The sequence below is a fragment of the Pontibacter chitinilyticus genome (genome assembly GCF_039748935.1).
Classification (GTDB): domain Bacteria; phylum Bacteroidota; class Bacteroidia; order Cytophagales; family Hymenobacteraceae; genus Pontibacter; species Pontibacter chitinilyticus.
Map to the genome: position 1 here is coordinate 97,328 of NZ_JBDIZJ010000003.1, position 25,795 is coordinate 123,122.

Annotated in this window: 15 protein-coding genes; 8 read left to right on the forward strand and 7 right to left on the reverse strand. The window is 49.5% G+C overall.

The genetic code is table 11. The features are described from left to right. Nucleotides 1-113 precede the first annotated feature (113 nt). Complete coding sequence (locus ABDW72_RS06850) at nt 114-1,190, reverse strand: mannose-1-phosphate guanylyltransferase (protein WP_347157749.1); 1,077 nt, start codon at nt 1,188-1,190, stop codon at nt 114-116. Nucleotides 1,191-1,193: 3 nt separating this feature from the next. After that, the gene (locus ABDW72_RS06855) at nt 1,194-2,165 is read right to left on the reverse strand and encodes a KpsF/GutQ family sugar-phosphate isomerase (RefSeq protein WP_347157751.1); all 972 of its coding nucleotides are present in this window, start codon (nt 2,163-2,165) and stop codon (nt 1,194-1,196) included. Nucleotides 2,166-3,193: 1,028 nt separating this feature from the next. Here ABDW72_RS06855 and ABDW72_RS06860 point away from each other — a divergent pair. The 4 genes from ABDW72_RS06860 to ABDW72_RS06875 all read left to right on the forward strand — a co-directional run bounded on the left by ABDW72_RS06860 (nt 3,194) and on the right by ABDW72_RS06875 (nt 13,746). Then, nucleotides 3,194-6,532, forward strand: a complete 3,339-nt coding sequence (locus ABDW72_RS06860; RefSeq protein ID WP_347157752.1) for a SusC/RagA family TonB-linked outer membrane protein — start codon at nt 3,194-3,196, stop codon at nt 6,530-6,532. A 24-nt stretch (nt 6,533-6,556) separates the two neighbouring features. Further along, nucleotides 6,557-8,314, forward strand: coding sequence for a RagB/SusD family nutrient uptake outer membrane protein (locus tag ABDW72_RS06865; protein ID WP_347157754.1), 1,758 nt, complete (start codon nt 6,557-6,559; stop codon nt 8,312-8,314). A 230-nt stretch (nt 8,315-8,544) separates the two neighbouring features. Further along, entirely contained in the window at nt 8,545-12,105 is a 3,561-nt protein-coding gene (locus tag ABDW72_RS06870; protein ID WP_347157755.1) for a VCBS repeat-containing protein, read from the forward strand. A gap of 243 nt (nt 12,106-12,348) precedes the next feature. Beyond that, on the forward strand, nt 12,349-13,746 hold the full coding sequence (locus tag ABDW72_RS06875; RefSeq protein ID WP_347157757.1) for a vanadium-dependent haloperoxidase: 1,398 nt from the start codon (nt 12,349-12,351) through the stop codon (nt 13,744-13,746). A gap of 157 nt (nt 13,747-13,903) precedes the next feature. Here the strand turns inward: ABDW72_RS06875 and ABDW72_RS06880 are convergent, their stop codons facing one another. After that, nucleotides 13,904-14,851 (reverse strand): sugar phosphate isomerase/epimerase family protein, encoded by a 948-nt coding sequence (locus ABDW72_RS06880; protein ID WP_347157759.1) that lies wholly within the window; start codon nt 14,849-14,851, stop codon nt 13,904-13,906. 372 nt (nt 14,852-15,223) lie between these two features. On the opposite strand from ABDW72_RS06880, the gene ABDW72_RS06885 reads away from it, so the two are divergent. The 3 genes from ABDW72_RS06885 to purD all read left to right on the forward strand — a co-directional run bounded on the left by ABDW72_RS06885 (nt 15,224) and on the right by purD (nt 19,966). After that, the gene (locus ABDW72_RS06885; RefSeq protein WP_347157760.1) at nt 15,224-15,739 is read left to right on the forward strand and encodes a TlpA family protein disulfide reductase; all 516 of its coding nucleotides are present in this window, start codon (nt 15,224-15,226) and stop codon (nt 15,737-15,739) included. 568 nt (nt 15,740-16,307) lie between these two features. Continuing rightward, the gene (recQ, locus tag ABDW72_RS06890) at nt 16,308-18,488 is read left to right on the forward strand and encodes a DNA helicase RecQ (protein ID WP_347157761.1); all 2,181 of its coding nucleotides are present in this window, start codon (nt 16,308-16,310) and stop codon (nt 18,486-18,488) included. Between the two features lie 188 nt (nt 18,489-18,676). Beyond that, nucleotides 18,677-19,966: a phosphoribosylamine--glycine ligase gene (gene purD, locus ABDW72_RS06895; RefSeq protein WP_347157763.1), complete on the forward strand. Its 1,290-nt coding sequence runs from the start codon at nt 18,677-18,679 to the stop codon at nt 19,964-19,966. Nucleotides 19,967-20,074: 108 nt separating this feature from the next. Here the strand turns inward: purD and ABDW72_RS06900 are convergent, their stop codons facing one another. After that, nucleotides 20,075-20,494, reverse strand: coding sequence for a BrxA/BrxB family bacilliredoxin (locus ABDW72_RS06900; protein WP_347157764.1), 420 nt, complete (start codon nt 20,492-20,494; stop codon nt 20,075-20,077). A gap of 442 nt (nt 20,495-20,936) precedes the next feature. Here ABDW72_RS06900 and ABDW72_RS06905 point away from each other — a divergent pair, with 442 nt between their 5' ends. Then, entirely contained in the window at nt 20,937-21,245 is a 309-nt protein-coding gene (locus ABDW72_RS06905; RefSeq protein ID WP_347157765.1) for a hypothetical protein, read from the forward strand. 55 nt (nt 21,246-21,300) lie between these two features. Here ABDW72_RS06905 and ABDW72_RS06910 read toward each other — a convergent pair whose 3' ends face one another. From ABDW72_RS06910 to ABDW72_RS06920, 3 genes are all read right to left on the reverse strand, one after another. Then, complete coding sequence (locus ABDW72_RS06910; protein ID WP_347157766.1) at nt 21,301-22,125, reverse strand: SDR family oxidoreductase; 825 nt, start codon at nt 22,123-22,125, stop codon at nt 21,301-21,303. A 633-nt stretch (nt 22,126-22,758) separates the two neighbouring features. Next, complete coding sequence (gene xylA / locus ABDW72_RS06915; RefSeq protein WP_347157767.1) at nt 22,759-24,090, reverse strand: xylose isomerase; 1,332 nt, start codon at nt 24,088-24,090, stop codon at nt 22,759-22,761. A gap of 205 nt (nt 24,091-24,295) precedes the next feature. Further along, nucleotides 24,296-25,774 carry a xylulokinase gene (locus ABDW72_RS06920; protein ID WP_347157768.1) on the reverse strand — a complete coding sequence of 493 codons (1,479 nt, stop codon included), beginning with the start codon at nt 25,772-25,774 and terminating at the stop codon, nt 24,296-24,298. Between the last annotated feature and the right edge of the window lie 21 nt (nt 25,775-25,795).

Genomic DNA, 25,795 nt, shown 5'->3' on the forward strand with positions numbered 1-25,795 from the left:
GCTTTTGGTTTAAGGGTAACAGCAAGTATAAGTATAACAGTATAGCTAAATAAAAAGAGAGCAGACGCCAAGTATAGTGTCTGCTCTCTTTACTTTATCTATATGTAGTCGTATTAAATGTAATCCGGTCCTTTCTTAGATTTTGCATCAGCCATAAATTCCTTTACCTTCTGCTCCTCCGATTTTTTGCAGATCATCAGCACATTGGCATACTCCGCTACAATATAATCGTCGAGCCCCTGTACTACGACCAATCGCTCTTTAGGCGTTTTGATGATACAGCGTGTGGTGTCATACAAGATAACCTCGCCATCCACCACATTTCCCTGGTCATCCTTCGGGTTAATCGTATACAGGGAATTCCAGGTGCCCAGGTCTGACCAGCCGATGTCGGCAAGCAGCACGTATACATTGTCTACTTTCTCCATAATGCCATAGTCAATAGACACATTACGGCACTGGGAGTAGGCTCTGGAAATAAAGTTCTGTTCCTGGTTGGTGTTCAACACAGAAGCCTCCTCTTCAAATATTTCTGAAATCTCAGACAAATGCTGGCGAAAAGCACGCAGGATGCTTTGCACGTTCCAGATAAAGATGCCAGAGTTCCATACAAAGTCACCGCTTTCCAGGAACATCTGCGCCAGTTCGATGTTTGGCTTCTCGGTAAAGGTTTTTACCTTTTTTATCCGTTTCGATTCGTCGTTTAGGTACTGGATATAGCCGTAGCCGGTGTCCGGGCGGCTGGGCGTGATGCCTAAGGTTATCAGGACATCCTCTTTGGCGGCAGCGTCCACAGCTTCCTTAATTACGGCCGTAAACTCCTGCTCTTTGAGTACCACATGGTCTGAGGGCGTCACAATCAGGTTCGCGTCTGGGTTCAACTGGCCGATTTTGTAGGAAGCATACGCGATGCAGGGCGCCGTATTGCGGCCAATAGGTTCCAGCAAAATCTGATTTTCTGTCAGGTGCGGAAGCTGCTGTTTAACAAGTGCCTCATAGTCTTTGTTGGTTACCACAAACATGTTCTCGGGCGGACAGATATCCTTAAAGCGCCGCGCCGTCATTTGCAGCATACTTTCGCCGGTGCCCAGCACGTCATGGAACTGCTTGGGGTTGTTAGTGCGGCTGAAAGGCCAAAAGCGGCTTCCGATACCTCCGGCCATAATCACTACATACGTATTGTTATCCATATCTTAAATAAGTCCTTCTTTCAATAAATCGTGCAGGTGTATGAAGCCCATAAAACTACCGGCTTCTGCAACAATGAGCTGCGTTATACTCTTCTCCTGCATAATAGCCAGGGCTTCGGCCGCATAGGCATCAGGTGCAATCGTGAGCGGAAGAGGTGTCATGATATCAGTGGCGCGGATGCCTTCTATGGAATCATACTTGTTCAGCATCCGGCGCAGGTCTCCGTCTGTAATAATGCCCGTCAGGTGTGTGGTGCCTGCCGCTACAACAGCGGTGGCTCCCAGCCGCTTAGATGATATTTCGATGATGATCTCTTTCAGCGTGGCATGCTCGGTTACTTGCGGGGCCTGGTTTTGCGGGTACACATCGCTCACTTTTAAGTATAGCTGCTTGCCGAGCGAGCCGCCAGGATGCAGGCTGGCAAAATCGGTGCTGCTAAAGCCACGCGCCTCCAGCAGGCATACGGCCAGCGCATCGCCTAGCGCAAGAGCGGCCGTTGTGCTGGTGGTAGGCGCCAGGTTGTTGGGACAGGCTTCCCGCTCCACGTTAGCGTTCAGCACAAAGTCAGCACATTGCGCCAGGTAAGAATCTGTGCTGGAAACCATGGCCGCCAGCTTGGAGCCTTTGCGTTTGAGTAGCGGAACCAGCACTTTTATCTCAGGCGTGTTGCCGCTTTTGGAAATACAGATCACAAAATCTTCCGATTGGATCATGCCGAGGTCGCCGTGAATGGCATCGGCGGCGTGCATAAAAATAGCGGGGGTGCCGGTAGAGTTGAGGGTAGCTACAATTTTAGAGGCAATGTTGGCGCTCTTGCCAATGCCTGTTACCACCACACGGCCTTTGCTCTGAAGAATTGCTTCCACACAAGCTTCAAAACGTTCGTCTAGCAAACCTGCCAGCCGGGCAATTGCTTCGGCTTCCAGTTGCAACACTTTCTTTGCTGTTTGTGAGATGGTTGGTACAGTAGTCAAATTTAGTTGAGTTTCTGGGTACTGAAAGGGCTATACAGCGCTTCAAATTTCCTTTTTTTACCTGCTGTGCGTCCTTAAGTTCCGCCCTTTAATGATTTGTGCTGTAAAGGTAGCAAATCTTATAAAACCAGCGAAGTTTGTAACACTTGCGGATTGGTAGTCTGCTCCTGGTGTTATACGGTTCCAGTAGATGCAAGCCAAAACGCAAAGCTTCATTCATTTGGTTTTCAGCAAGCACCCGGTCCGTCGTGCTGGATGAGGGTACCAAGTATAATGCTTATTTTATACTTGGCGTCCAACCTGTAGTATCATACAAAGGCAGGTAAACAACCTATTAAGGTTCAGGTGTATAAGACCTCCTGAAATGGCAAGGTGGGCAGCAGTAACTGAAGCGTGCGAACCTTCTTAAGGTATGAAAAGTAAGCACAAGAAATAAAAATTGTTTGTTAACTTACCTGCTTAATAGGTATTCACTCACTTACCCTGCATTTTTTAAACTTTCTTTTATTTATATCGTTTAATTCTTTCAAATTCCTCAAAAATTTAAATCTGTGCAGCTGCAGATCTCGTATCTGATTTGCTAACACTAGCTAATTTAATCTGAAATATTTTCTCTGAAGTATTCATACGTGGCTGATAAACAGTTACGTTAGTAATAACAAAGCTGCTTAGAAAGGCAAAAGGATATATTTTCCGTGAATGGTAGCAGGCAGGTAGTAGGGGCAAGCGATATTTTGTGTGGATTGCCTGAGGCCAAGCACCAGGACTTTGCTTATAAAACGTGAGTTAACGAGTTTAATACTATTTAAAAATAAATTGATACAAGTAGTAAGTATCAAAATTTATTTTAAATTTGAGTGTAATATTAAGTAAGTAGTCACTTTGCCTATGTAAAACCTATACATTAACGATCCCATCTATTTCTCATTTTACCTGTATGAGCATCTCTCCTGGTGTACCTGGAGTGAAGATGCTTCAGTTTATGAGCTGTAACCAAAAATCTAACTAGTTAATTTCAATAGCAACATATGAAACAGAGGTACTCTACTACATGGATGCCCTTTACGAGCAGCCATTTCAAAACCCTGCCGCAGAAGAAGGTGCTTGCGCTTTTGTTAGCTGCAGCATGTCTGTCGCAAGGCCCGCTGCAGGCGAAGGCTTTTGGCACAGGCAGAACACATGGTATTCTTCGTGCTGCCGTGCAGACGACAGAGGTGAAGGGACGTGTGACAGACAACAATGGAGAAGGAGTACCCGGTGCAACAGTTGTTGTGAAAGGGACGACTTTGGGCACAGCTACGGATGTAAATGGTAACTTTACACTTAATGTGCCTAACGGCACCGGCACCCTGGTGGTATCCTTTATAGGTTTCAAAACACAGGAAGTACCGATAAACAACCGGTCCACGATCAATGTGTCGCTTTCTACAGATGCGCAGGCGCTGCAGGAAGTGGTAGTGACAGGATATGCTACCCAGCAAAAGAAAGACCTGACCGGATCTGTAGCCATTGTGGACGTAGGTGAGATGACCAAGCAGCCGGAAGGGCAGGTAACCAGCATGCTGCAGGGCAGGGCCGCCGGTGTAACGGTGCTTGGCTCTGGCCAGCCAGGAGCAAGCCAGCAGGTACGTATCCGAGGCTTTAACACCTTTGGTAACAACAGTCCGCTGTTTGTAGTGGATGGCGTTCCGACACAAAACATCAATGACCTGAACCCGAATGATATTGCCTCTATGCAGGTGTTGAAAGATGCGGGCTCTGCCTCTATCTATGGTTCGCGAGCGGCGAATGGCGTGGTGATCATCACGACCAAAAAAGGTAAAAATAAAGTAAGGGTAGAGTACGACGGTTACTATGGTACGCAGCGGCCACCCGAAGGCAATGTATGGGATCTGGCTTCGCCGCAGGAAATGGCTGAGTTAAACTGGCGGGTTGCCAAGAATGAAGAACTGTATGGCTCCGGCACCAACCCAGAGCTGCCTGATTACCTGGTAGCCGGCAACGTAACCGGCCTGATGGAAGGCGACCCACGGGTAGACCCGACACTTTACAATGTGAATCCTTTCTATACTGGAGGCAGCGGTGAGCTTGGCTCGTTCTATCGCATCGTAAAAGCGAACAAGCAAGGCACCGACTGGTTCCATGAGATTTTCAGCGCGGCGCCTATCACCAACCACAACATAGCTGTGAGCGGCGGTAGCGATCAGGGTAGCTATTACTTCTCTGCAGACTATTTTGACCAGGAGGGTACTTTGATCAATACGTACTTTAAGCGCTACACTGTTCGTGCGAATAGTACTTATAATGTGCGGAAGAACATCCGGGTAGGAGAAAACCTGGCCTACTCTATCATTGATAACCCGCGCATTGGTAACGGCGAAAACCCTATCAACATGGCATACCGGGAGCAGACCATTATTCCTGTGTATGACATAATGGGCAACTTTGCCGGTTCGTTCGGTAGCGGATTAGGAAATGCCCGTAACCCGGTAGCGCAGTTGACTAGAATTGGTAACAACAATGTGCTGAACAACCGCTTATTTGGTAACTTGTTCGCTGAGGTTGACCTCTTTAATGATTTTACAGTTCGTTCCAGCTTTGGTGGTGAGATGTATAATAACAACAGCCACTCTTTTACTTATCCGGAGTATGAAGGAGCGGAGAACAACACCTTTAGCCAGTTCAACCAGGATGCTAGCAATGGCTATAACTGGACATGGACCAATACGCTGACCTACAAGAAGAACTTCAACGATGTGCACAACCTGAGTGTGGTGGTGGGCACCGAGGCTTACAACAACTTCTACAATAATCTCGGCGGCTCAACGCAAGGCTACTTCTCGTTTGATCCTAACTTTACCACGCTCAGCACAGGTTCTGGTACGCCAACGAACTACAGCGGCAGAGGTGAAGACGCACTATTCTCCCTTATCGGAAGGTTAGACTATAGCTTCATGGACAAGTACCTGTTGGGATTTGTTGTGCGTCGTGATGGTTCTTCCCGTTTTAAAACCAACCAATACGGCACTTTCCCGGCCATAAGCGCCGGCTGGCGTATTTCGCAGGAAAGCTTTATGCAAGGCGTCTCCTGGATCACGGACCTAAAGCTTAGAGGAGGCTATGGCGTTATGGGTAACCAGTTGAACGTAGATCCAAATAATGCTTTTACCACGTATGGTTCTAACCGAAACGTTACGTACTACGACATCAACGGTACCAACAATTCTGTAACAGAAGGCTTCAGACGAACACGCATCGGTAACCCGGATGCCAAGTGGGAATCAGATATCAACAGTAACATTGGTATTGATGCAACAATTCTGAATGGAGCAGTAGATATAACAGCTGATTACTATGTGAAGGAGATCAAGGACCTGCTGTATAACCCTGAAATTCCAGGTACTGCCGGTAGCGCCACGGTGCCGTTCGTAAACATTGCCCAGATGCGTAACAAGGGCTTTGATGCCGCTGTTACAGGCCACATAGGCGTTACTTCTGACCTCAGACTGGACATTACAGGTACCATCACTACGTACAACAACAAAATTCTGAAGGTATCGAATGGAGCCCAGGCTTTCGATTTGGAGGCACGCCGCTTTAACGGCAGCAACATTATCCGCAATAGGGTAGGAGACCCAATGAGCTCCTTCTTTGGCTACCAGATCGATGGTTTCTGGGATGATGCCGCAGAAATCAATACTGCGAATGAGGGAGCAAAAGCGGCCTCTGGTGATACGGCTGCTATATATCAATCCGGTATTGGTATTGGTCGCTTCCGTTATGCTGACACAAACGGAGATGGCATTATCACACCGGATGACAGAGTAATCTTAGGTAGCCCGAACCCAGACTTTACCTATGGTCTGAACATCTCCGCAACATACAAGAGCTTTGATTTCAGCATGTTCCTGTACGGCAGCCAAGGCAACGAGATCTGGAACCAGGTAAAATGGTGGACAGATTTCTATCCGAACTTCCTGGGTGCAAAAAGCAAAACAGCTGTGAATGATTCCTGGACGCCCGAGCACCACGATGCTACGGCTCCAATCCAGGAGAACGTAGGTTCTTTTAGTACGACCAACGTTCCTAACTCCTACTATGTAGAGAACGGTTCGTACCTGCGGGCTAAAAATGCACAGCTAGGCTATACTTTGCCAACAAGCCTGACCAGCAAGTATGGCATAGAGCGATTTAGAGTATATGTGCAGGCAGCAAACCTGTTTACGATCACTAACTATTCTGGAATTGATCCTGAGATTATCAACTATAATGATAATGGTTCACCAACGACGACAGGCTTTGGTATAGATGAAGGAAATTATCCAACCATGCGTCAGTATCTGTTTGGTGTAAATATTTCCTTCTAGGTGTTGTATTTTAATATTTTACATATGAAAAGGTTTAAATATATAGTCTGCGCGGCCATGATGGCATCGCTACCACTCATTACCTCATGCGACGATGAGTTTCTGGACAAACCCGCCATTGGTGCGCTAAGTGATCAGGTGCTTGCTAACAAGGCCGGTGTTGAAAAACTATTGATCGGAGCTTATGCTGCCCTGGATGGAATTGATATTGGTAACTGGGAAGTATCGCCTACCAACTGGGTGTATGGCAGTGTAGCCGGAGGAGATGCCCACAAAGGCAGTAACGGAGCGGATCAGCCGGGTATCAACCCTATTGCCACGTTTAGCATTGACCCAAGTAATGGCTTTATTAACCTGAAGTGGAGAGCCATGTATGAAGGTATCTCCCGCGCCAACTCTGTGCTGAACCTGCTGAACCAGGCAGAGGACATTTCGGAAGGTGATAGACAACGCATTGAAGCAGAGGCACGTTTCCTTCGCGGGCATTATTACTTCGAATTGAAGAAGATGTTCAACATGGTGCCCTGGATTGACGAAAATACCACAGACTTCAATCAGCCGAACAACGTGGATATCTGGCCGAATATTGAAGCAGACTTCCAGTTTGCAATGGATAACCTGCCGAATATCCAGGCTGAAGTTGGCCGGGCTAACAAATGGGCTGCTGCTGCATACTTAGGCAAAGCCTATATGTTCGAGCACAAATTCGCCGAGGCGAAAGCTATTTTTGACCGGGTAATTGCTGAGGGTGTAACATCAAACGGCCTGAAGTACGGCTTGGTAGATAAGTTTAAAGATAACTGGACAGCTGCTGCCGAGAACAATAAAGAATCGGTATTTGCTGTACAGATGGTAGCTAATGATGGTACTAACGGCATTTCTAACGCGAACATGGGTGAGATGCTGAACTATCCATATAACAGCCCTTTCCGTTGCTGTGGTTTTTACCAGCCAACATTAGACCTGGCGAACTCTTTCCGCACTACAGCGGCAGGCTTGCCTGAGCCGGATACTTACAACTCCGATGCACTTAAAACTGACCAGGGAATTGAAGCTGATAAACCGTTTACGCCCGATCAGGGTCCTGTGGATCCACGCCTGGACTGGACTGTAGGCCGCCGTGGTATTCCTTTCCTGGATTGGGGACTGCATCCGGGTGCTGCCTGGATACGGGAACAATCTTCTGCCGGACCATATTCTTCTGAGAAGCATGTCTATTGGCAGGCCACAGCTGATACTTACTCCGATCAGCACTCCTGGGCACCAGGCTCCGCTATCAACGTACTGATTATCCGCTTTGCTGATGTGCTGCTGATGGCGGCTGAGGCAGAAGCGCAGTTAGGTAACTTGGCACAGGCCGAAGAATACGTGAACATGGTGCGCACCAGAGCGGCCCGACCTGAGAATATTGTTCGTACATACGTAAATCCAAAGGAGCCACTGGAAGGCTTTACGGACAATCCAGCTGCTAACTATAAAATTGCTACTTATCCGGATGGCTATTTCAGCAGCATAGGTCAGGATAAGGCACTAGAAGCAATCTACTTCGAACGTAAGCTGGAGCTTGCACTGGAAGGTAACCGCTTCTTCGACCTAGTACGCTGGGGAATAGCCGATAAGGTTCTGAACAAGTTCTTTGACTATGAAGGAAGTAGAATTCCGGATGTGAAAGGTGGTAACTTCGTTAAAGGCAAAAACGAGTACTTCCCAATCCCGCAACGGCAGATCGACCTTCAAACGGTGGACGGTGTTTCAACACTGACGCAAAACCCTGGATACTAGCAGGTAGTAATTTATATTCCGGTTGCAATACAGTAACAGGATAGAACAAAAGCCTCCAGTGCAGCAGCTCTGGAGGCTTTTTGCATCCTTCTTTATAGGCATGAAAATAGGATCACATTTCTGCCTTAATTTTGGCATATTGCCTGTTGAAAAGAACCTAAAAACCAGCTACTTGGTTTGTAAATCAGTAGCTGTTGCTCTATGTATCTTGTCTGTTAGCCCTTTACATTATGCGCCTTTCCAATATCAAACGTCTTTTGCTACTCACCCTGGTAGTGCTTGCAGCGCCGGCATGTAAGCAGCAAGAAACACATCTTTTCGAAAGCCTGCCGGCAGACGAGACAGGTGTTGCTTTTTCCAACCGCATCCAAGAATCTGATACTATGAATGTGCTCCAGACAGAATATGTCTACAATGGCGGCGGCGTAGGTATAGGAGATTTCAACAACGACGGATTACCGGATATCTACTTCACAGGCAACATGGTATCCAATAAACTCTACCTGAACAAGGGCGATTTCAAGTTTGAAGATGTAACGGCAAAGGCCGACGTAACAGGAGCTGGAAAATGGTGCTCTGGTGTGGCGTTGGTGGACATCAACAACGATGGCTGGCTGGACATATACGTAAGCGCCACCATGAAGAAGGATGCGCCTAGTCGGGCCAATCTGTTGTACATCAACAACGGCCCCGGCAAGGATGGGGTGCCAACCTTTACCGAAGCGGCGGCTAAGTATGGCATTGCCGATACAAGCTATACAACCAATGCAGCCTTTTTTGATTATGATAATGACGGTGACCTGGATTTATACTTGCTTGTCAGTGTTATCAATGCAGGCGTGCCTAGTACTTACCGGAAAAAGTTAACAAACGGGACTGCCCAGAATACGGATCGCCTTTACCGTAACAATGGCGATGGCACCTTTACCAATGTATCGCGGGAGGCAGGCATTCTGGTGGAAGGCTTTGGCCTGGGTGTAGCAATCAGCGACATTAACTTAGATGGCTGGCCGGACATTTATGTGAGCAATGACTATCTTTCAAACGACCTGCTATACATCAACAATCATGATGGTACTTTCACCGACAAAATAACGGATTACATCAAGCATACCAGTTACTCGGCAATGGGTAACAGCGTGACCGACATCAACAACGATGGTCTGGTAGATATTCTGGCACTGGATATGCTGCCCGAAGGCAACAAGCGTAAGAAAATGATGCTGATGGCGAACAACTATGCCACCTACCTGAACAACGACAGGTACGGCTACCAATATCAGTATGTCCGCAACACGCTGCAGCTAAACCAGGGGAGTTCGCCGCAGGGGCACCCGGTTTTCAGCGAAGTATCGCAGCTAACCGGCCTGTACCAGACAGACTGGAGTTGGACACCGATGGTAGCTGATTTTGATAACGACGGCCTGCGGGATGTGATCATCACCAATGGTTTTCCGAAAGACATTACGGACCTGGACTTTAGAGTATACCGCAACGGACCCGCCGGTTCAGTAGGAGGCTTTAAGTACCTGACCGACTCGATACCTGTGGTTAAAATATCGAACTATGCTTTTAAAAACAGGGGTGATCTTTCATTCAGCAACGAAACACAGAACTGGGGAATCGATCGTCCTTCTTTTTCGAACGGGGCAGCTTATGCTGACCTGGACAATGATGGCGACCTTGACTTTGTTGTAAACAATATTAACGACAGCGCCCTGGTATACCGCAACAGCCTGTATACCGCAAAAGCTGGCAGTACGGCGAAACATCACTTTTTACGCCTCAAGTTTAAAGGCGATGCTCCGAACGGGGCTGGCTTAGGAGCGACAGCTACCATATACTATGGCAAGGGCCAGGTGCAGTTTCATGAAAACAGTGTGTATAAAGGATACTTGTCTTCCGTCGAAAATATTGCTCATTTTGGACTGGGAGGCATTCAGAAAGTGGATTCGCTGAAAGTGGTGTGGCCGGGGGGCAAGTACGAGGTACTCCATAACATAAAAGCAGATCAGGTGCTGACACTCGAACAGCGGCAGGGCCAATACAAAGTTGTACCTAAGCAAGAGGGAGAGCACCTCGGAAAAGAGGCATTTACAGAGGTTTCCCAAGCGTTGGGAGTTCGGTATAAAAGCTCTGAAGACGACGAGATAGATTTTAACTGGCAGCGTACCTTGCCGCACAAACTGTCGCAGTATGGCCCTGGCATTGCAGCCGGCGATGTAAACGGCGATGGCTTGGATGACTTTTATGTTGGTGGAGCTGCTGGGAAAGCAGGAGGCCTTTTTACACAGCAGCCCGATGGCACTTTCCGCTTAGCTAAAGGAAGTATTCCGGCGGGCAAAACAGGAGAAGATATGGGCGTTCTGCTTTTTGACGCAGATAATGACGGCGATCAGGATCTATACGTTGCCAGTGGCAGTTACGAATTTCAGGAAGGCTCAGCGCAGTTGCAGGACCAGTTGTACCTGAACGATGGGAAAGGCAACTTTATACTTGGCAAAGATGCACTCCCTGCGTTAACCGCCAGTGCATCCTGCGTAAGAGCAGCCGACTATGACAAGGATGGCGACCTGGATCTGTTTGTGGCAGGCCGCGTGGTGCCCGGAAAGTACCCGCAAGCTCCGCAAAGTTGTCTGCTCCGAAACGACGGTGGCCGCTTTGTAGACGTGACGGCAGCCGTTAGCCCGGAGCTACAAAACCCGGGCATGATCACGGATGCCTTGTGGTCTGATTTTAATGGCGATGGCGAAATAGACCTGGTTCTCACAGGAGAGTGGATGCCGGTAACTTTCTTTCAAAACACCAATGGCAAGCTTCGAAATGTAACCAAAGCAACAGGCCTTGCCCCGTACACCGGCTGGTGGAACAGCCTGGCCGCTGGAGACTTCGATAACGACGGCGATATAGACTATGTGGCGGGTAACCTGGGTCTGAACACAGAGTATGTCGCCTCTGCCAAGCAGCCTTTAAGCATCATAGCAAAAGACTTCGATGGTAATGGAATACTGGACCCGGTGCTGGCCTGCTACTTAAAAGCAGAAGATGGAACCATGAAGCCCTTTCCAATGCATACGCGCGATGACCTTAACGGGCAAATGGCCCGCACTCGTGGCCTTTTTCCGCAATATATTACTTACGCCAAAGCTACGATAGATGAAGTGATCCCTAAGGCAGAACGGAAGGATGCTCTGATGATGCAGGCAACACACTTCCAGAGCAGTTATGTGGAGAACATAGGACAGGGGAAATTTAAATTGAAGGTGCTGCCGAAGGCTGCTCAGCTGGCGCCGATTTATGGCATACAGCCCGAAGATATAGACGGCGACGGCAACCTGGATTTGCTCTTGGTCGGCAATGACTATGGAACAGAAGTTTTTACAGGCCGCTATGATGCTTTTGCCGGGCTTTACATGCGGGGAAATGGAAAAGGAGAGTTTTCGCCTGTAATGCTGAAAAATAGCGGCTTTTTTGTAGACGGAGATGCCAAGGCCATCGCCCAGGTTTTTGATGCGAAAGGCCGGAAGCTAACGCTTGTTACCCAGAACAACGATAGCCTGCGCATCTTCAGGAGTACAGCCCAGGAGGCTGGTCAAAATAAGGTGCTGGCGTTGCAGCCACTCGACTGCCTGGCTATCATCACCTATAAGAATGGCAAAAAGCAGCTAAAAGAACTATACTATGGGCAGACTTACCTGTCCCAGTCATCCCGTAAGCTGAACCTTACAAGCGATATGGCATCCGTGCAGATAAAAGACTTTAGTGGCCATATCCGGCAAGTGCAACTGTAACACGTCGCTGCTACATTCCAATTGAGAATCATCGGGCAGAACCGTTACCGTTCAGGTAGAAATGCATGGGGAGCCTGAACTGCTAAATGAATGCCTGAGAAGTAAAGATCAAAGCTAAAGGTTGTATATTAGCCGGAACGGAGCGGAATGTTAAACGGGGCTAAGCGGAATTTTTTCTATACTTAAAAGGTTAAATGCTATACTTGGCCTTGTCAGTCGTAGTCCCATAAATCAATTATACAAATGCGCATCACTTTGAAGATGAAAGGCTTTTTAGCTCCTCTTGGCCTTGTACTTGGGCTCTTTAGCCTAGTAAGTTGCGCCAGAACTTCACCGGAAGCATACAACAGGCTTGCTGCTGACCCGGAACTGCTGCATCAGACATCCAAACAGCTTACAACTGTTATCATCCATGACATTTTTAAGCCCCCGGTTGCCAGTCGCATTTATGCTTATGCTAACCTGGCTGCTTATGAAACGCTGCGTGCGCAATCGTCCGAATTCCACACCTTAGCAGGCAAGATCCGGGATTTTAAGCCTGTGCCTGCACCTGAACAAGGGAAGGAGTACTGCTACCCGCTGGCTAGTATAAAAGCGTTTATCGCTGTGAGCAAGGGCCTGACCATTTCTCCTAACATGTGGGATAACTATGAAAAGGAGCTTGACCGCAAGTATAAGGAGATGGGCATACCAGAAGATGTGTATACCCGCTCTGTTGCTTATGGAGAGCAGGTAGCCGGGCATGTGCTGGCTTATGCCCAAACAGATAATTACAAGTATACGCGCAGCTACCGGCACGTGCTCACACATACTGCAGGGTCGTGGGAGCCAACTCCACCTAATTATGCTGAGGCTTGTGAACCAAAGTGGAACGCCATTCGCCCTTTTACCCTCGATTCCTGCTCGCAGTTTATACCAGCTCCTCCTGCTCCCTATGATTTAACGCCGGGTAGCCCGTTCTATAAAATGGTGAAGGAAGTATACGCCTACGTGCAGCACCCGACAGCAGAGCAGAAAGCTATTGCTTACTTTTGGGATGATAATGCCGCTGTAACTAACATAAAAGGGCATCTTTCTTACCTGAATAAAAAGATGTCACCTCCGGGGCACTGGCAAGCTATTATCAGTATCCTTGCCCGCAAGAAAAAGCTGGATATGATGCATTCGCTGCAAGCCTATACGTTTGTTGCCATCGCCCAGCATGATGCTTTTATTGCCAGCTGGGATGAGAAGTACCGTACCAACCGCATTCGTCCGGTTACAGTGATCAACCAGCAGATGGATGAAACGTGGGAACCCTTTCTGGAAACACCGTCATTTCCAGAATATGTAAGCGCCCATAGTGCCATATCTGCCTCCGCTGGAAAGATACTCCTGCATTTGGTAGGAGATAACATCGCTTTCACGGATTCGACAGAGTATGAATTTGGCCATGGCGTCCGGTCCTTTAACTCTATAAAAGAGGCGTACGTGGAAACGGCTGTGAGCAGAGTGTACGGCGGAATCCATTTTCCTGATGGCTCTCTGCAAGGCACCGCACAAGGAGAGGAAGTGGGCGAATGGGTATGGGCTAAACTAACGGGTAACCCGGCGCCGCAACCTCCGAAAGATGCCATTGCCAAGCAGGTAGCCGCAAAGTAGTCTGCTTAACAACTACTTTCAATAAATGCCTACTTAGCAGATTCACTTTCAAAGAAAATAACGCACCAAGGCGTCAGTAACATTTGTCATAAGTATAAAAAGGATGCAGCAGGCGCTAGTTACTACAGCGCCTGCTGCATCCTTTTTATACTTATACTTAGCTTAGAATTTTAGCCAGGTTTTTATAGCTGGTGGTGATGCTGTCCAGCGGGTTGCCAGGGGTTTGATCCTGCTCTACAAAGTAATACTTCATACCTGCCAGCTCGGCTTTATCGAAAATGCGTTGAAAGTTGATGGTGCCATTGCCAACTTCTGTAAAGAACTTCTTCTCGGTGTTATCCATGTCTTTCACGTGCCACATCGGGAACCGGCCCGGGTGCTGCTCAAATAAAGCTACCGGATCATGGCCGGCCTTGGTGGCCCAGTACAGGTCAAGCTCCATGCCTACCAGGTCCTTGTCTGTTTGCGCCAGAATCAGGTCATAAGGTACCTGTCCTTCCAATGTCTCAAACTCAAAGTCATGGTTGTGGTAGGCGAATCCTACACCTGCTTTTTTGCAGGCTTCCCCCGCACGGTTAAACAGCTCGATCATGCGTTTGTACTGGTCCAGCGATTTGTGCTCGCTTGGGAACATGTAGGCGCAGGTCAGGTAAGCTTGTCCTGATTCGGCAGCCATGTCTACCAGCTGTTGCAGCCCGTTGGTCAGTGTCAGCAACTCAGGTGGCAGAGGCGCCTCTTCGGGTAGTTGTGTTCCCGGCAGCACATGGCTGCTGCGCAGTTTCATGCCCATATCTTCTACCATCGAAGCAAATTCTTTTGGTTTCATGCCATAGTAGTGGCCGGTCTTTCCTGCGGCAGATTCAAGGTTTTTATAACCGATAGCTGCTATTTTCTGCAACGTGCCCCGCACATCCTCGTCCATCTGGTTTCGGACAGTATACAACTGCAGCCCAACGGCTAGATCCTGCTTGGTCGAATTGCTGCCCGGGGCATTCTCGTTCGTAGCTTCAGCAACAGTAGAAGCACTGCCCGAACAGGCAGGTAGTAACAAGCTTCCCAGCGCCAAAGCGCCTGTCGTCTTAAAAAAATTTCTTCTGCTTAGCATTGTTTCGTATGTGGTTTAAGGTGAAAGTACCAGCATTCCTCTGAAGAAAAAAGAAGCCGGCGAAGTCAGTGATAGTACATAGAAAGATATTGATTACGCCATTCAAAACCAAACTTATACTTAGTTGTATTCAAGGAAGCAGGCCAGCAATTTACCCGCGGCTAGTGCAAAGAACTGGTGTAGGGGCTGCCGTAGCAGCCAACAAAGGCAGCTTTACTACACATGGCAGCATCTTTCGTGTTAGCAATAGCAGGTAAGCATAAAAGCAGCGCAAGCTTTCGGACAAGGAAACATTTAAAACTGGTTTCAACCTGATATAATTTTTAACTTTGAGTACGGAATATAAATGTCCGCAACGGTAACGTATAGCACATGAAAAAGATAATCATATCGGTGGTAGCCATTCTGGTGGTTATGACGGCCATTTTTTACTTAATTCTTAAAAAGAACCCCAAAGCGGAAACGGTAGCAGCACCGGTGGCAACCACCGCCACTAATGATATTCCGCAGTTGCATTTAACACAGCTCGACGGGACCAAACTGATGTCTAAAGACCTGAAAGGGAAAGTGGCATTCGTGTTTTTTCAGCCGGATTGTGACCATTGCCAGCGCGAAGCGGTGCAGATACGCGAGCACATAAATGCGTTTAACGACTATCAGGTATACTTCGTGTCAGATGCCGAACTGCCGCAGCTCCGTAAGTTTGCCCAGGATTATGGCCTGGCCGAAAGTAGCAATTTTTACTTTGCTCATATCCCGACAAATGATATTTTTGATACGGTAGGTTCTATACCGACGCCTTCCATGTATGTTTTTTCAGAGCATGGGCGCTTGGTAAACTCCTTTATTGGCGAAACCGCAATAGAAGAGATACTGAAGTACCTGTAAAAGCTCTCCCCATCCTGCAGCTAAGGTTCCGCCAAGCAGCGTGTTTGTTTCGTGCTTAAGCAGCTTCTTTACTGCATTAAGTCGCTTCCGGCATGCGGCAGTTGCAGTCTACAACCGCCACTCCATTGCTACTGTGAAGTAACCAGCAGCAGCAGTTATCTTTGGCGCATTGGCTGCCGGGCAATTGTTATAAGTATACTTGGCAAGGTATGCCTGTTGTTTTTGTGGCTCCTAAGTACAAGCTAATCAGCAACTTTTCTCTTTTTGTTCTGTTGCCAGTATACGGTTGCAGTTCCCGCTTATACTTGCACGAACTGCCATCCGGCTTTACAAGGCTTTGTTATAACATGTGCTCACTGGTAAGCTTGCCAAGGGCTGCAGTATGGCTTTGGCGTAGTTTGTTAACCTTTCGTCGATAAAGTTTGGCGGTTTGGCGATTGCTTTTGCATAAGACGAAAGACTTTTTTATAGTTAGCATGATGTTATTAAGTAGATTCAAATTAAATTTGTATTAAATGCACTCTACAGAAGGTGCATCAGAAAAAGAATATTTTTTTTGTAAGATTACATGTCAGTAAAACAAGAGGTCAATCTCAAGAATAAGTTAAAAGAAGTCTTTGGCTATAGTCAGTTCAGAGGTAATCAGGAGTTGATCATCAACAATATCATCAACGGGAAGAATACCTTCGTGATTATGCCAACCGGTGCGGGCAAGTCGCTGTGTTACCAGCTACCTGCCTTGTCGGTTCCGGGTACGGCCATTGTAATATCGCCGCTGATCGCCCTGATGAAAAACCAGGTAGACCAGCTCAATGCTTTCGGGGTGAATGCCCAGTTCCTGAATTCTACTCTGTCTAAGTCGGAGATCAATAAGGTAAAGAAAGAGACCCTTGCCGGCGAAGTAAAGCTGCTGTACGTGGCACCGGAATCGCTGACAAAAGATGAAACGATTGAGTTTCTGAAGGCCTCCAATATTACGTTTGTAGCTATTGACGAAGCGCACTGTATCTCGGAGTGGGGCCATGACTTCAGGCCAGAGTACCGCCGTATTCGTGGCATTATTGACCAGATCGGTGAGCTGCCGATCATTGCCCTTACGGCAACCGCTACCCCGAAGGTGCAGCTCGACATCCAGCGTAACCTGCAGATGGACGAGGCTTCGGTGTTTAAATCGTCTTTTAACCGCACCAATTTATACTATGAGGTGCGCCCTAAACATAACACCAAAAAGCAGCTAATCCAGTACATCAAAAAGCACAAGGGCAAAAGTGGCGTGGTATATTGCCTGAGCCGCAAAAAAGTAGAAGAAATTGCGGAGTTGCTGCGTGTAAACGATATCAAAGCGCTGCCCTATCATGCCGGACTGGATGCCAATGTGCGCATGGCCAACCAGGATGCTTTCCTGAACGAAGACTGCGACGTAATTGTAGCGACCATTGCTTTTGGCATGGGCATCGATAAGCCGGACGTGCGCTTTGTGATCCACTACGATACGCCGAAGTCTATTGAAGGCTATTACCAGGAAACAGGCCGCGCCGGTCGTGACGGATTAGAAGGTAACTGCCTGATGTTCTACAGCTATGATGACATCGTGAAGCTGGAGAAGTTTAACAAAGACAAACCGGTAACCGAGCGCGATAACTCCAAGCTGTTGCTGCAGGAAATGGCCGCGTACGCAGATTCGGCTGTGTGCCGCCGCAAGCAGTTGCTGCACTATTTCGGCGAAGCTTACGAGAAAGACTGTGGCTTTTGCGACAACTGTCTGCACCCGAAAGAGCGTTTTGAAGCGCAGCAGGAAGCACAGCTTGCCCTTAAGACCGTGCAGCAAACAGGAGAGCGCTTCGGCATTGATCATATCACCGCTGTGCTTACGGGTTTGCGCAACCAGTATGTTACCAGCTACGACCACGATAAACTGGAGGTGTTTGCCGCCGGCAAAGAGCAGGACGCTCAGTTCTGGAGCTCGGTGCTGCGCCAGGTGCTGCTGTCGGAGTATCTGGAAAAGGACATTGAGAATTTTGGCGTTGTAAAACTGACACAGAAAGGGCTGGACTTTATTCAGCACCCACACCCGATTCAGCTAACGAAAGACCATAATTACGAGCAGGAAGTGAAGGAGGATGAAGAAAAGGAAGAGACACAGGCAGCTGCCGGGCACGACGAAGTGCTGTTTGACCTGCTGAAGAACCTGCGCAAAAAGCTGGCAAAAGAGAAAGCATTGCCGCCTTATGTGCTGTTCCAGGACCCATCACTGAAGGAAATGGCCACCGTGTACCCAACCACCAGAGACGAACTGGCGCATATTGCCGGCGTGGGTATGGGCAAGGTGCAAAAGTTTGGTAAGCCGTTCCTCGACCTGATCACCAAGTATGTAGAGGAAAACGATATTGTGACAGCTGCTGATGTGGTGGTGAAAACGACGGTTAACAAGTCGAAGATCAAAATCTACATCATCCAGCAGATTGATAAAAAAGTGGACCTGGAAGAACTGGCTGCCTCGAAGGAGCTGACAATGCAGGAACTGATTGCTGAGATCGAACACATCTGCTACTCCGGCACCAAACTGAACCTGAACTACTACATCAACAACGTGCTGGACCAGGAGCGCCAAGAAGAAGTATACGACTACTTTATGCACGCCAGCACCGATAATATCAGCGTAGCCCTGCAGGAACTTGGCGCTGACGATTATACTGAAGAAGACCTGCGCCTGATGCGTATCAAGTTCTTGTCGGAGTATGCCAACTAGTATAGCTGCTGATGCCGCACTGCATAGTATAAAAGACCGCCATGCTTCTATGGCGGTCTTTTTGTTTTATACCACGTATAAATCCAGTTGAGTGCTGCAAGGGCAAGTATAAATTTATAACTTCGCAGCAGCACGCTGTACGTGCCAACGGACATAAATAGTATCAAACAGCCATTAACAAGTATAGAATGAACGTTCTGATTATCGGATCCGGTGCCCGCGAGCATGCCATTGCCTGGAAACTAAGCCAAAGCGAATACTGTGAGCAAGTGTTTGTAGCCCCTGGCAATGCCGGAACGAGTGCCTTCGGCACCAATGCCTGCATCGACATACATGATTTTGATGAAGTTGCTAAGTTTGCTACCGATTTTAATATCATGATGCTGGTAGTAGGGCAGGAGAATGCACTGGTAGAGGGCATACATGATTTCTTCCAGCGTTCAGAATACTTAAAGCATATTCTGGTAGTAGGGCCCAAAAAAGCAGGTGCTATGCTGGAGGGCAGTAAAGATTTTTGCAAGTCGTTTCTGCAGAAGTATAACATTCCTACGGCCCGTTACCAGGCGTTTACCGAGGCAACTTTCCGCGAAGCCACGGAATACCTGCGCCAGCACAGCTACCCGGTCGTAATCAAAGCTGACGGATTGGCAGCCGGTAAAGGCGTGATCATCGCGCAGGACTTTGAAGAGGCGGTAGATGCCCTGGAGGACCTGTTGCGCAACAAGCGCTTTGGCAAAGCAAGCAGCAAAGTGGTGATAGAAGAATACCTGCAGGGAATTGAAGTGTCGGTGTTCATCTTAACCGATGGCAAGGAGTATGTGCTGCTGCCTGAGGCAAAAGATTATAAAAGGATTGGCGAGGGCGATTCCGGCCTGAACACCGGGGGTATGGGCGCCATATCGCCGGTGCCATTTGCCAACGCAGCTTTTATGCAGAAGGTGAAGGAGCAGGTAATACTGCCAACCTTGCAGGGCATGCAGGAAGAGCAACTGGATTACAGTGGTTTCCTGTTTATCGGGCTGATGAATGTAAACGGCGAGCCTTATGTGATAGAGTATAACGTGCGCCTCGGTGACCCTGAGACAGAGGCGATGCTCCCGCGTATCAAATCTGACCTGTTCGAACTGTTCCGGGCCCTGCACGACCATAAACTAGGCGAGTTTAAGTTAGAGGTAGACCCGCGTACGGCAGCTACGGTGTTTCTGGTGTCGGGCGGCTATCCGGAGGGCTTTGAGAAAGGCAAGGAGATCAGCGGCTTGGAGCAGGTACCCGAAGATGTGCTGGTTTTCCATGCCGGCACCAACATGGTGAATGGCAAATTGCTGAGCAACGGCGGCCGCGTAATTGCTGTGACCGCACTAGGCGATACCATGGATGAAGCGCTGACTAAAGCCAATGCCGCCGCCGAAAAGATCACCTGGCAGGACCGTTACTACCGCCACGACATCGGTTTCGACCTGAAAGGCACTTATATGTAAGACCTGCCGCCACCCTAATCTTAACCTGGCAGGTAGTTTTCTCCCTATAAATAAAGAAAGGCTGGTGAATCATCACCAGCCTTTCTTTATTATAATACTCCTCAACTGTTAGCAATACTCCTCAAATGCTCCCTGCAGGTTGTCTACAATTCGGTTGAGTTCGTTGCCTTCAATGTGGTAGCGCTCAATCATGTGCACCAGCTCGCCGTTCTTAAACAGCGCAATAGCAGGAGACGACGGCGGGTAAGGCAGCATGTGCTCGCGTGCTTTGGCCACGGCGTCCTGCTCCATGCCGGCAAATACCGTAACCAGTTTGCTTGGTCGTTTATCAGATGATGCAACAGCCATTTTAAGGGCCGGCCGTGCTTTAGCAGCAGCACATCCACATACGGAATTTACTGCTACCAATACTGTTCCTTCGGAACTGATCGCCTGCTCCACTTCTTCAGGTGTCATCAGTTGCTCAAAACCTGCTGAGGTCAAATCCTCGCGTATTGGAGCAACCATATATTCAGGATATGTTCCCATGATTATTCTGTTTTTAATGAAAGATTCAGCTGCAAAATTAACGAATTTCTTTTATAAAAGATAATCTGCACGGCTTGTGCCTGCTCCAATGCAATTTAAATGCCAGATACGCTTTAATAAATACGAACAAATTTAAGATGCGGGCAAACTTTAATACGCAGTATAAAGTATACGATGATGAACTTAAAATTAGCCAAGCTACCAATTAAGTTAGCTAATAGCTATAAAAGTATGGCGAGTTTAATTGTTACTATTTTTGGAAAGTTTCGTGTTGTAGATCAAATAAGTAGCGCTACACCCGTGTAAAAGAGCAAACATATCTGCCGGTATAGTGGATGTTATAAAATCAGTAATTAACAAGAGTATGCCTAGTTTACAATCAGTAAGGAGCAGCTATCTGACCTGTGCAGGAAACAGAAAACTGCTTTTGCAGCAACGTGGTATGGCGCGGTATTTCTTTCTAAGTGCCAGAGAAGGGCGGCAGCCCGAAGTAATTGTTGTGCTCAACAGCGATTCCAAGCAGGTGCAGGTACCTATGCGCGATGAAGATGTAGATCTGTCCTGTTTTTTTGAACGCTGCATGACGCTGAAAGAAATGGCCGATACTGCCCAGACACAGACCTGGAAAGTATTTAGCAATTGGGAAGAACTCATCATCGACCATCAGCAGATGGGTGTAAACCGCGAGGTATTGCAACGCATTAAGGTATGCCAGCATGACTTGTGCCACCACATGGCCTTGGCTGAATAGCCCGTCTGCTATGCCCGTCAAGCTTCCTGTTTCTCTTTTTCTATTCTAAAACTACTTACACCCCGCTGAAGGCATTAAAGCCGCCGTCCACCAGCATCGTTTCTCCGGTTACAAACTTTGAGGCATCGCTCAGCAAGTATACCAGCGTGCCGGTTAGTTCCTCCGGGTTGCCTAGTCGCTGGAACGGCGTGTTCGTCACAAATTTATTGGCGCGGTCGGTGTAGCTGCCGTCGGGGTGCAGCAGCAGCGTGCGGTTCTGCTCCGTCAGGAAAACGCCGGGAGCCAGCGCATTTACTCTTATTTTGCCGCCGTAGCGCAGCCCCAGTTCCACCGCCATCCATTTCGTATACGCCTCAATGGCCGCCTTGGCCAAAGTATAGCCCATCACGCGGGTAAGCGGCCGCTGCGCCGTCACCGACGAGATATTCACGATCGAGCCGCTTCCTTGCTCCGCCATCACCTTTCCAAAGATTTGTGTAGGAATGACAGTGCCGAACAGGTTCAGGTCCACGGCCTTTCGCGTGTCTTCCACCTTCGCGTCAAACACGTTCTGGTCCGGGCCGATGGTGGCGCCGGCGATGTTGCCGCCCGCTCCGTTCACCAGGCCGTCTATTTTACCCCAGGCGGTTAGCACCTGCTTCTTGGCGGCCTTCATCTGCGCCTCGTCTAGCACATCGCCCAACACTGCCATGGCCTCGCCACCCACTGCCTGTATCGCCGCCACACGCGCCTCAGCGCGTTCGCGGTTGCGGCCCAGCACCGCCACCTTAGCACCCGCACCAGCCACTGCCAGCGAAAAAGCCTCGCCCAGCACGCCCGTGGCACCGGTTATTACCACTACTTTGTTTTGCAAAGAGAATTGTTCCAGCACCTTATTCATACTTTATAGAACCTGAAAAGCAAGCATGTGTGTAAATATAGCAATTTTGTACTTGAGGGCCAGCCATGGAAGTATATGTGGATGTATAAGGAATGCTGCTTCCTCATTTATGTACCTTTAGCGCTTTTCAGGGCTCCTCTTGTAGGGAAACTTTTCAATCTTCTAAATCGACGGCATGAAAGCTTATTCAGGTGTTACAGCCTCTGCTTTGTTGCCAGCTTTTCGCCTCGCCGGCGGGGCCTTACTTTTCTCCTTGATGAGAAAAAGAGAGGGCCCCTACCCCGTAAGCAAAAGAATCAAGACGATTTTGAACTCGCTGACGTTCAAACAAAAATTGTTAAATCATGCACTTGGCAAGGGCTTTATACTTTGTACCTGGGGAACGGTAATAGTATTTGTAGGGGGTAAGGGCTCTGTATTTTCTCTACAAAATGAACTATGAGGAGGGGAATGGGGCGCATCAATGTGAGCACGTCTGCGCACGATTGAATCGATAAGCTATAAAATGGCCTTGTATGCTGTTTCCTAGCGCAAAGGAAACCGCACAAGTATAAAAAAGCTGCGCCTCCGCTTTCTGTAAAGCGGAGGCGCAGGCAATTCATTCAGCTGCTGCCGGGGCAGCCACTTTCATACTTAAATGTAGCGGTTAATCAGGTTCTCCAGGTACTCCTGGCGACCGCTACGGGTTTCCGGCTCGCCCTGCGCTGCGGCATAGTTGCGCAGGTCCTCCAGCGAAAGGTTGCCCTGCTCAAACTCCTTGCCCTTGCCGCTGTCGTAGGAGGCGTAGCGCTCCTCGCGGATTTTCCTGTAATCGGAGTTTTGTAAAATCTTGTCGGCCGTGATGAGGGCGCGTGCAAACGTGTCGGCGCCGCCGATGTGGGCGTAGAACAAATCGGCCGGGTCGGTGGAGTTGCGGCGTATTTTGGCGTCGAAGTTGATGCCGCCTCCTTGCACGCCGCCAGCCTCCAGGAACACCAGCATCGCCTCGGTCAGCTCGTTGATGTTGTTCGGGAACTGGTCGGTGTCCCAGCCGTTCTGGTAGTCGCCGCGGTTAGCGTCGATGCTTCCCAGCAAGCCCGCGTCGGCGGCAGCCTGCAACTCGTGCTGGAACGTATGGCCGGCCAGCGTGGCGTGGTTCACCTCAATGTTTATTTTGAAATCGTCCAGCAAATCATACTTGCGCAGGAAGCCTGTTACTGTCGCCACGTCGTAGTCGTACTGGTGCTTGGTCGGCTCCATCGGCTTGGGCTCAATAAAGAACGTGCCTTTAAAGCCCTGCTGACGGGCGTAGTCTTTGGCGGTGTGCAGGAAGCGGGCGAGGTGCTCCTGCTCGCGCTTCATGTTGGTGTTCAGCAGCGTCATGTAGCCTTCGCGGCCGCCCCAGAACACGTAGTTCTCGCCGCCCAGCGCGATAGTCGCGTCCAGGGCGCCTTTCACCTGCGCCGCCGCGTGCGCCAGCACATGGAAGTCGGGATTGGTGGAGGCGCCGTTCATGTAGCGGCTGTGCGAGAACACGTTGGCCGTGCCCCACAGCAGCTTCACGCCGCTAGCCTGCTGCTTCTGCTTGGCGTATTCCACCATCGTCTGCAGGCGTCGCTCGTTCTCAGCCACGTCGTTGGTATAGTCCACCACGTCCACGTCGTGGAAGCAGTAATAAGGCATGTTCATTTTGGTGATGAACTCAAAAGCCGCGTCCATTTTCTCCTTCGCATTTTCAATCGGGTCGGTCTTGGTGTTCCAAGGGAAGTTCAGCGTGGGACCGCCGAAAGGGTCAGAGCCATTGGCGTTGAACGAGTGCCAGTACGCCACTGCAAAACGCAGGTGGTCTTTCAGCGTTTTGCCGGCCACTACTTTGTTTTCGTCGTACCAGCGGTACGCCAGCGGGTTGTCCGTTTCCGGTCCCTCATACTTAATCTGGCCGATGCCCTTAAAGTACTCTGTGTCTCCTATCAGCGGATTTGCCATAATACAATCGTTATAAGTTATCGTTTAGTTTTATTGAGTTGATGTTCAAAAAGGTAAAAGTTATAGTATAGCTCGTAAAAAACGATGTTTCACAAAGTATACTATCAGTGCGAAAATCCCCCTTTTAAAGAGGACTTTTCCTAAAAGCAGCAGCCTCTCTACAAGAGTCTTGTATCTTATGCCCTTTATCTTATATCTAACTACGTTACTTCAGCTTTTCCTCCAGCAGCGCCTTCCACTCCTGGTACAGCGGCTCGTACTGCGCCGTGGCCTGCGGCTCCACCAGCTTCACCGGGCGAAACTGGCTGAAGGCGTCTTCGGCGGAGGCGAACACGCCCGCGCCGATGCCTGCGCCGATGGCCGCACCCACGCTGCCGTCGTTCTGGTATAGCTCCACCGGTACGTTGGTGGCATTCACAAAGGCCTCGGCAAACAGCGGACTCAGGAACAGGTTGGCTTGCCCGGCGCGAATCACCTGCGGGTGCATGCCATTTTCGCGCATAATGTCCAGGCCGTAGCGGAATGCAAAGGCAATGCCCTCCTGCACCGCCCTAAAAACATGCGCCTGTGTATGCAGGTTCAGGTCGAGGTTCTGGAAATGTGCGCCAATCTGCCGGTTGTTCAGCATGCGTTCGGCGCCGTTGCCAAACGGCAGGATGCGCAGGCCGTCGCTGCCCACGGGCACGGTAGCCGCCGCTTCGTTCATGGCGGCATAGCTGGTGCCGCCCCCGATATGGTGCCTCGTCCAGCTGTTCATAATGCCGGTGCCGTTGATGCACAGCAGCACGCCCACCCGCTTCTCGTTGGTGGCGTGGTTTACGTGGGCAAAGGTGTTTACGCGCGACTGCTGGTCGTACACCAGCTGGTCGCTCACGCCGTAGATTACGCCTGATGTGCCCGCCGTAGCCGCTACCTCGCCCGGCTTCAGCACGTTCAGCGACAGCGCATTGTTGGGCTGGTCGCCCGATTTATACGTCACCGGAATGCCCGCCTTCAGGCCCAGCTGCGCCGCCACCTCCGGCCGCAGCCGCCCGTGCTCCGAAAACACCGGTTTCACCTCCGGTATCAGCTCCTTCTCAAACTTAAAGTACTGCAGCACATCCTCCGACAGCGCATCCTGCTGGAAATCCCAGAAAACGCCTTCCGACAAAGCCGAAGGGCTGGTGGTGATGGCACCGGTCAGTTTCATGGCGATAAAGTCGCCGGGCAGCAGCACGCTTTGCACCTTTTCATAGGTCTGCGGCTCGTTCTTCTTCACCCACGCCAGTTTGGAGGCGGTAAAGTTGCCGGGCGAGTTGAGCAGGTGCGAAAGGCTCTTTTCATGGCCGATGGCGTCGAAGGCGCTGTTGCCGATTTCCACGGCGCGGCTGTCGCACCAGATGATAGAGTCGCGCAACACCTGCTGCTGCTTATCCACCACTACCAGCCCGTGCATCTGGTAGGCAATGCCGATGGCGCCGATGTCCTGCGGGTTATACTTGCCGCTGGCGTTGGCGCGGCCGAGGGCCATTTGCGCGTGTTCCCACCACATCTCCGGTGACTGCTCGGCCCAGCCGGGTTGCGTGGAAGTGATGGCGGTTTCGGTGTCGGGGTACTGCGCCGAAGCGACGCACTGCTGCGTTTGCGCGTCTACCACGGATACTTTGATGGAAGAGGTGCCGATATCGATGCCAAGTAATAACATGTATGCCTGAGGTTTAGCTGC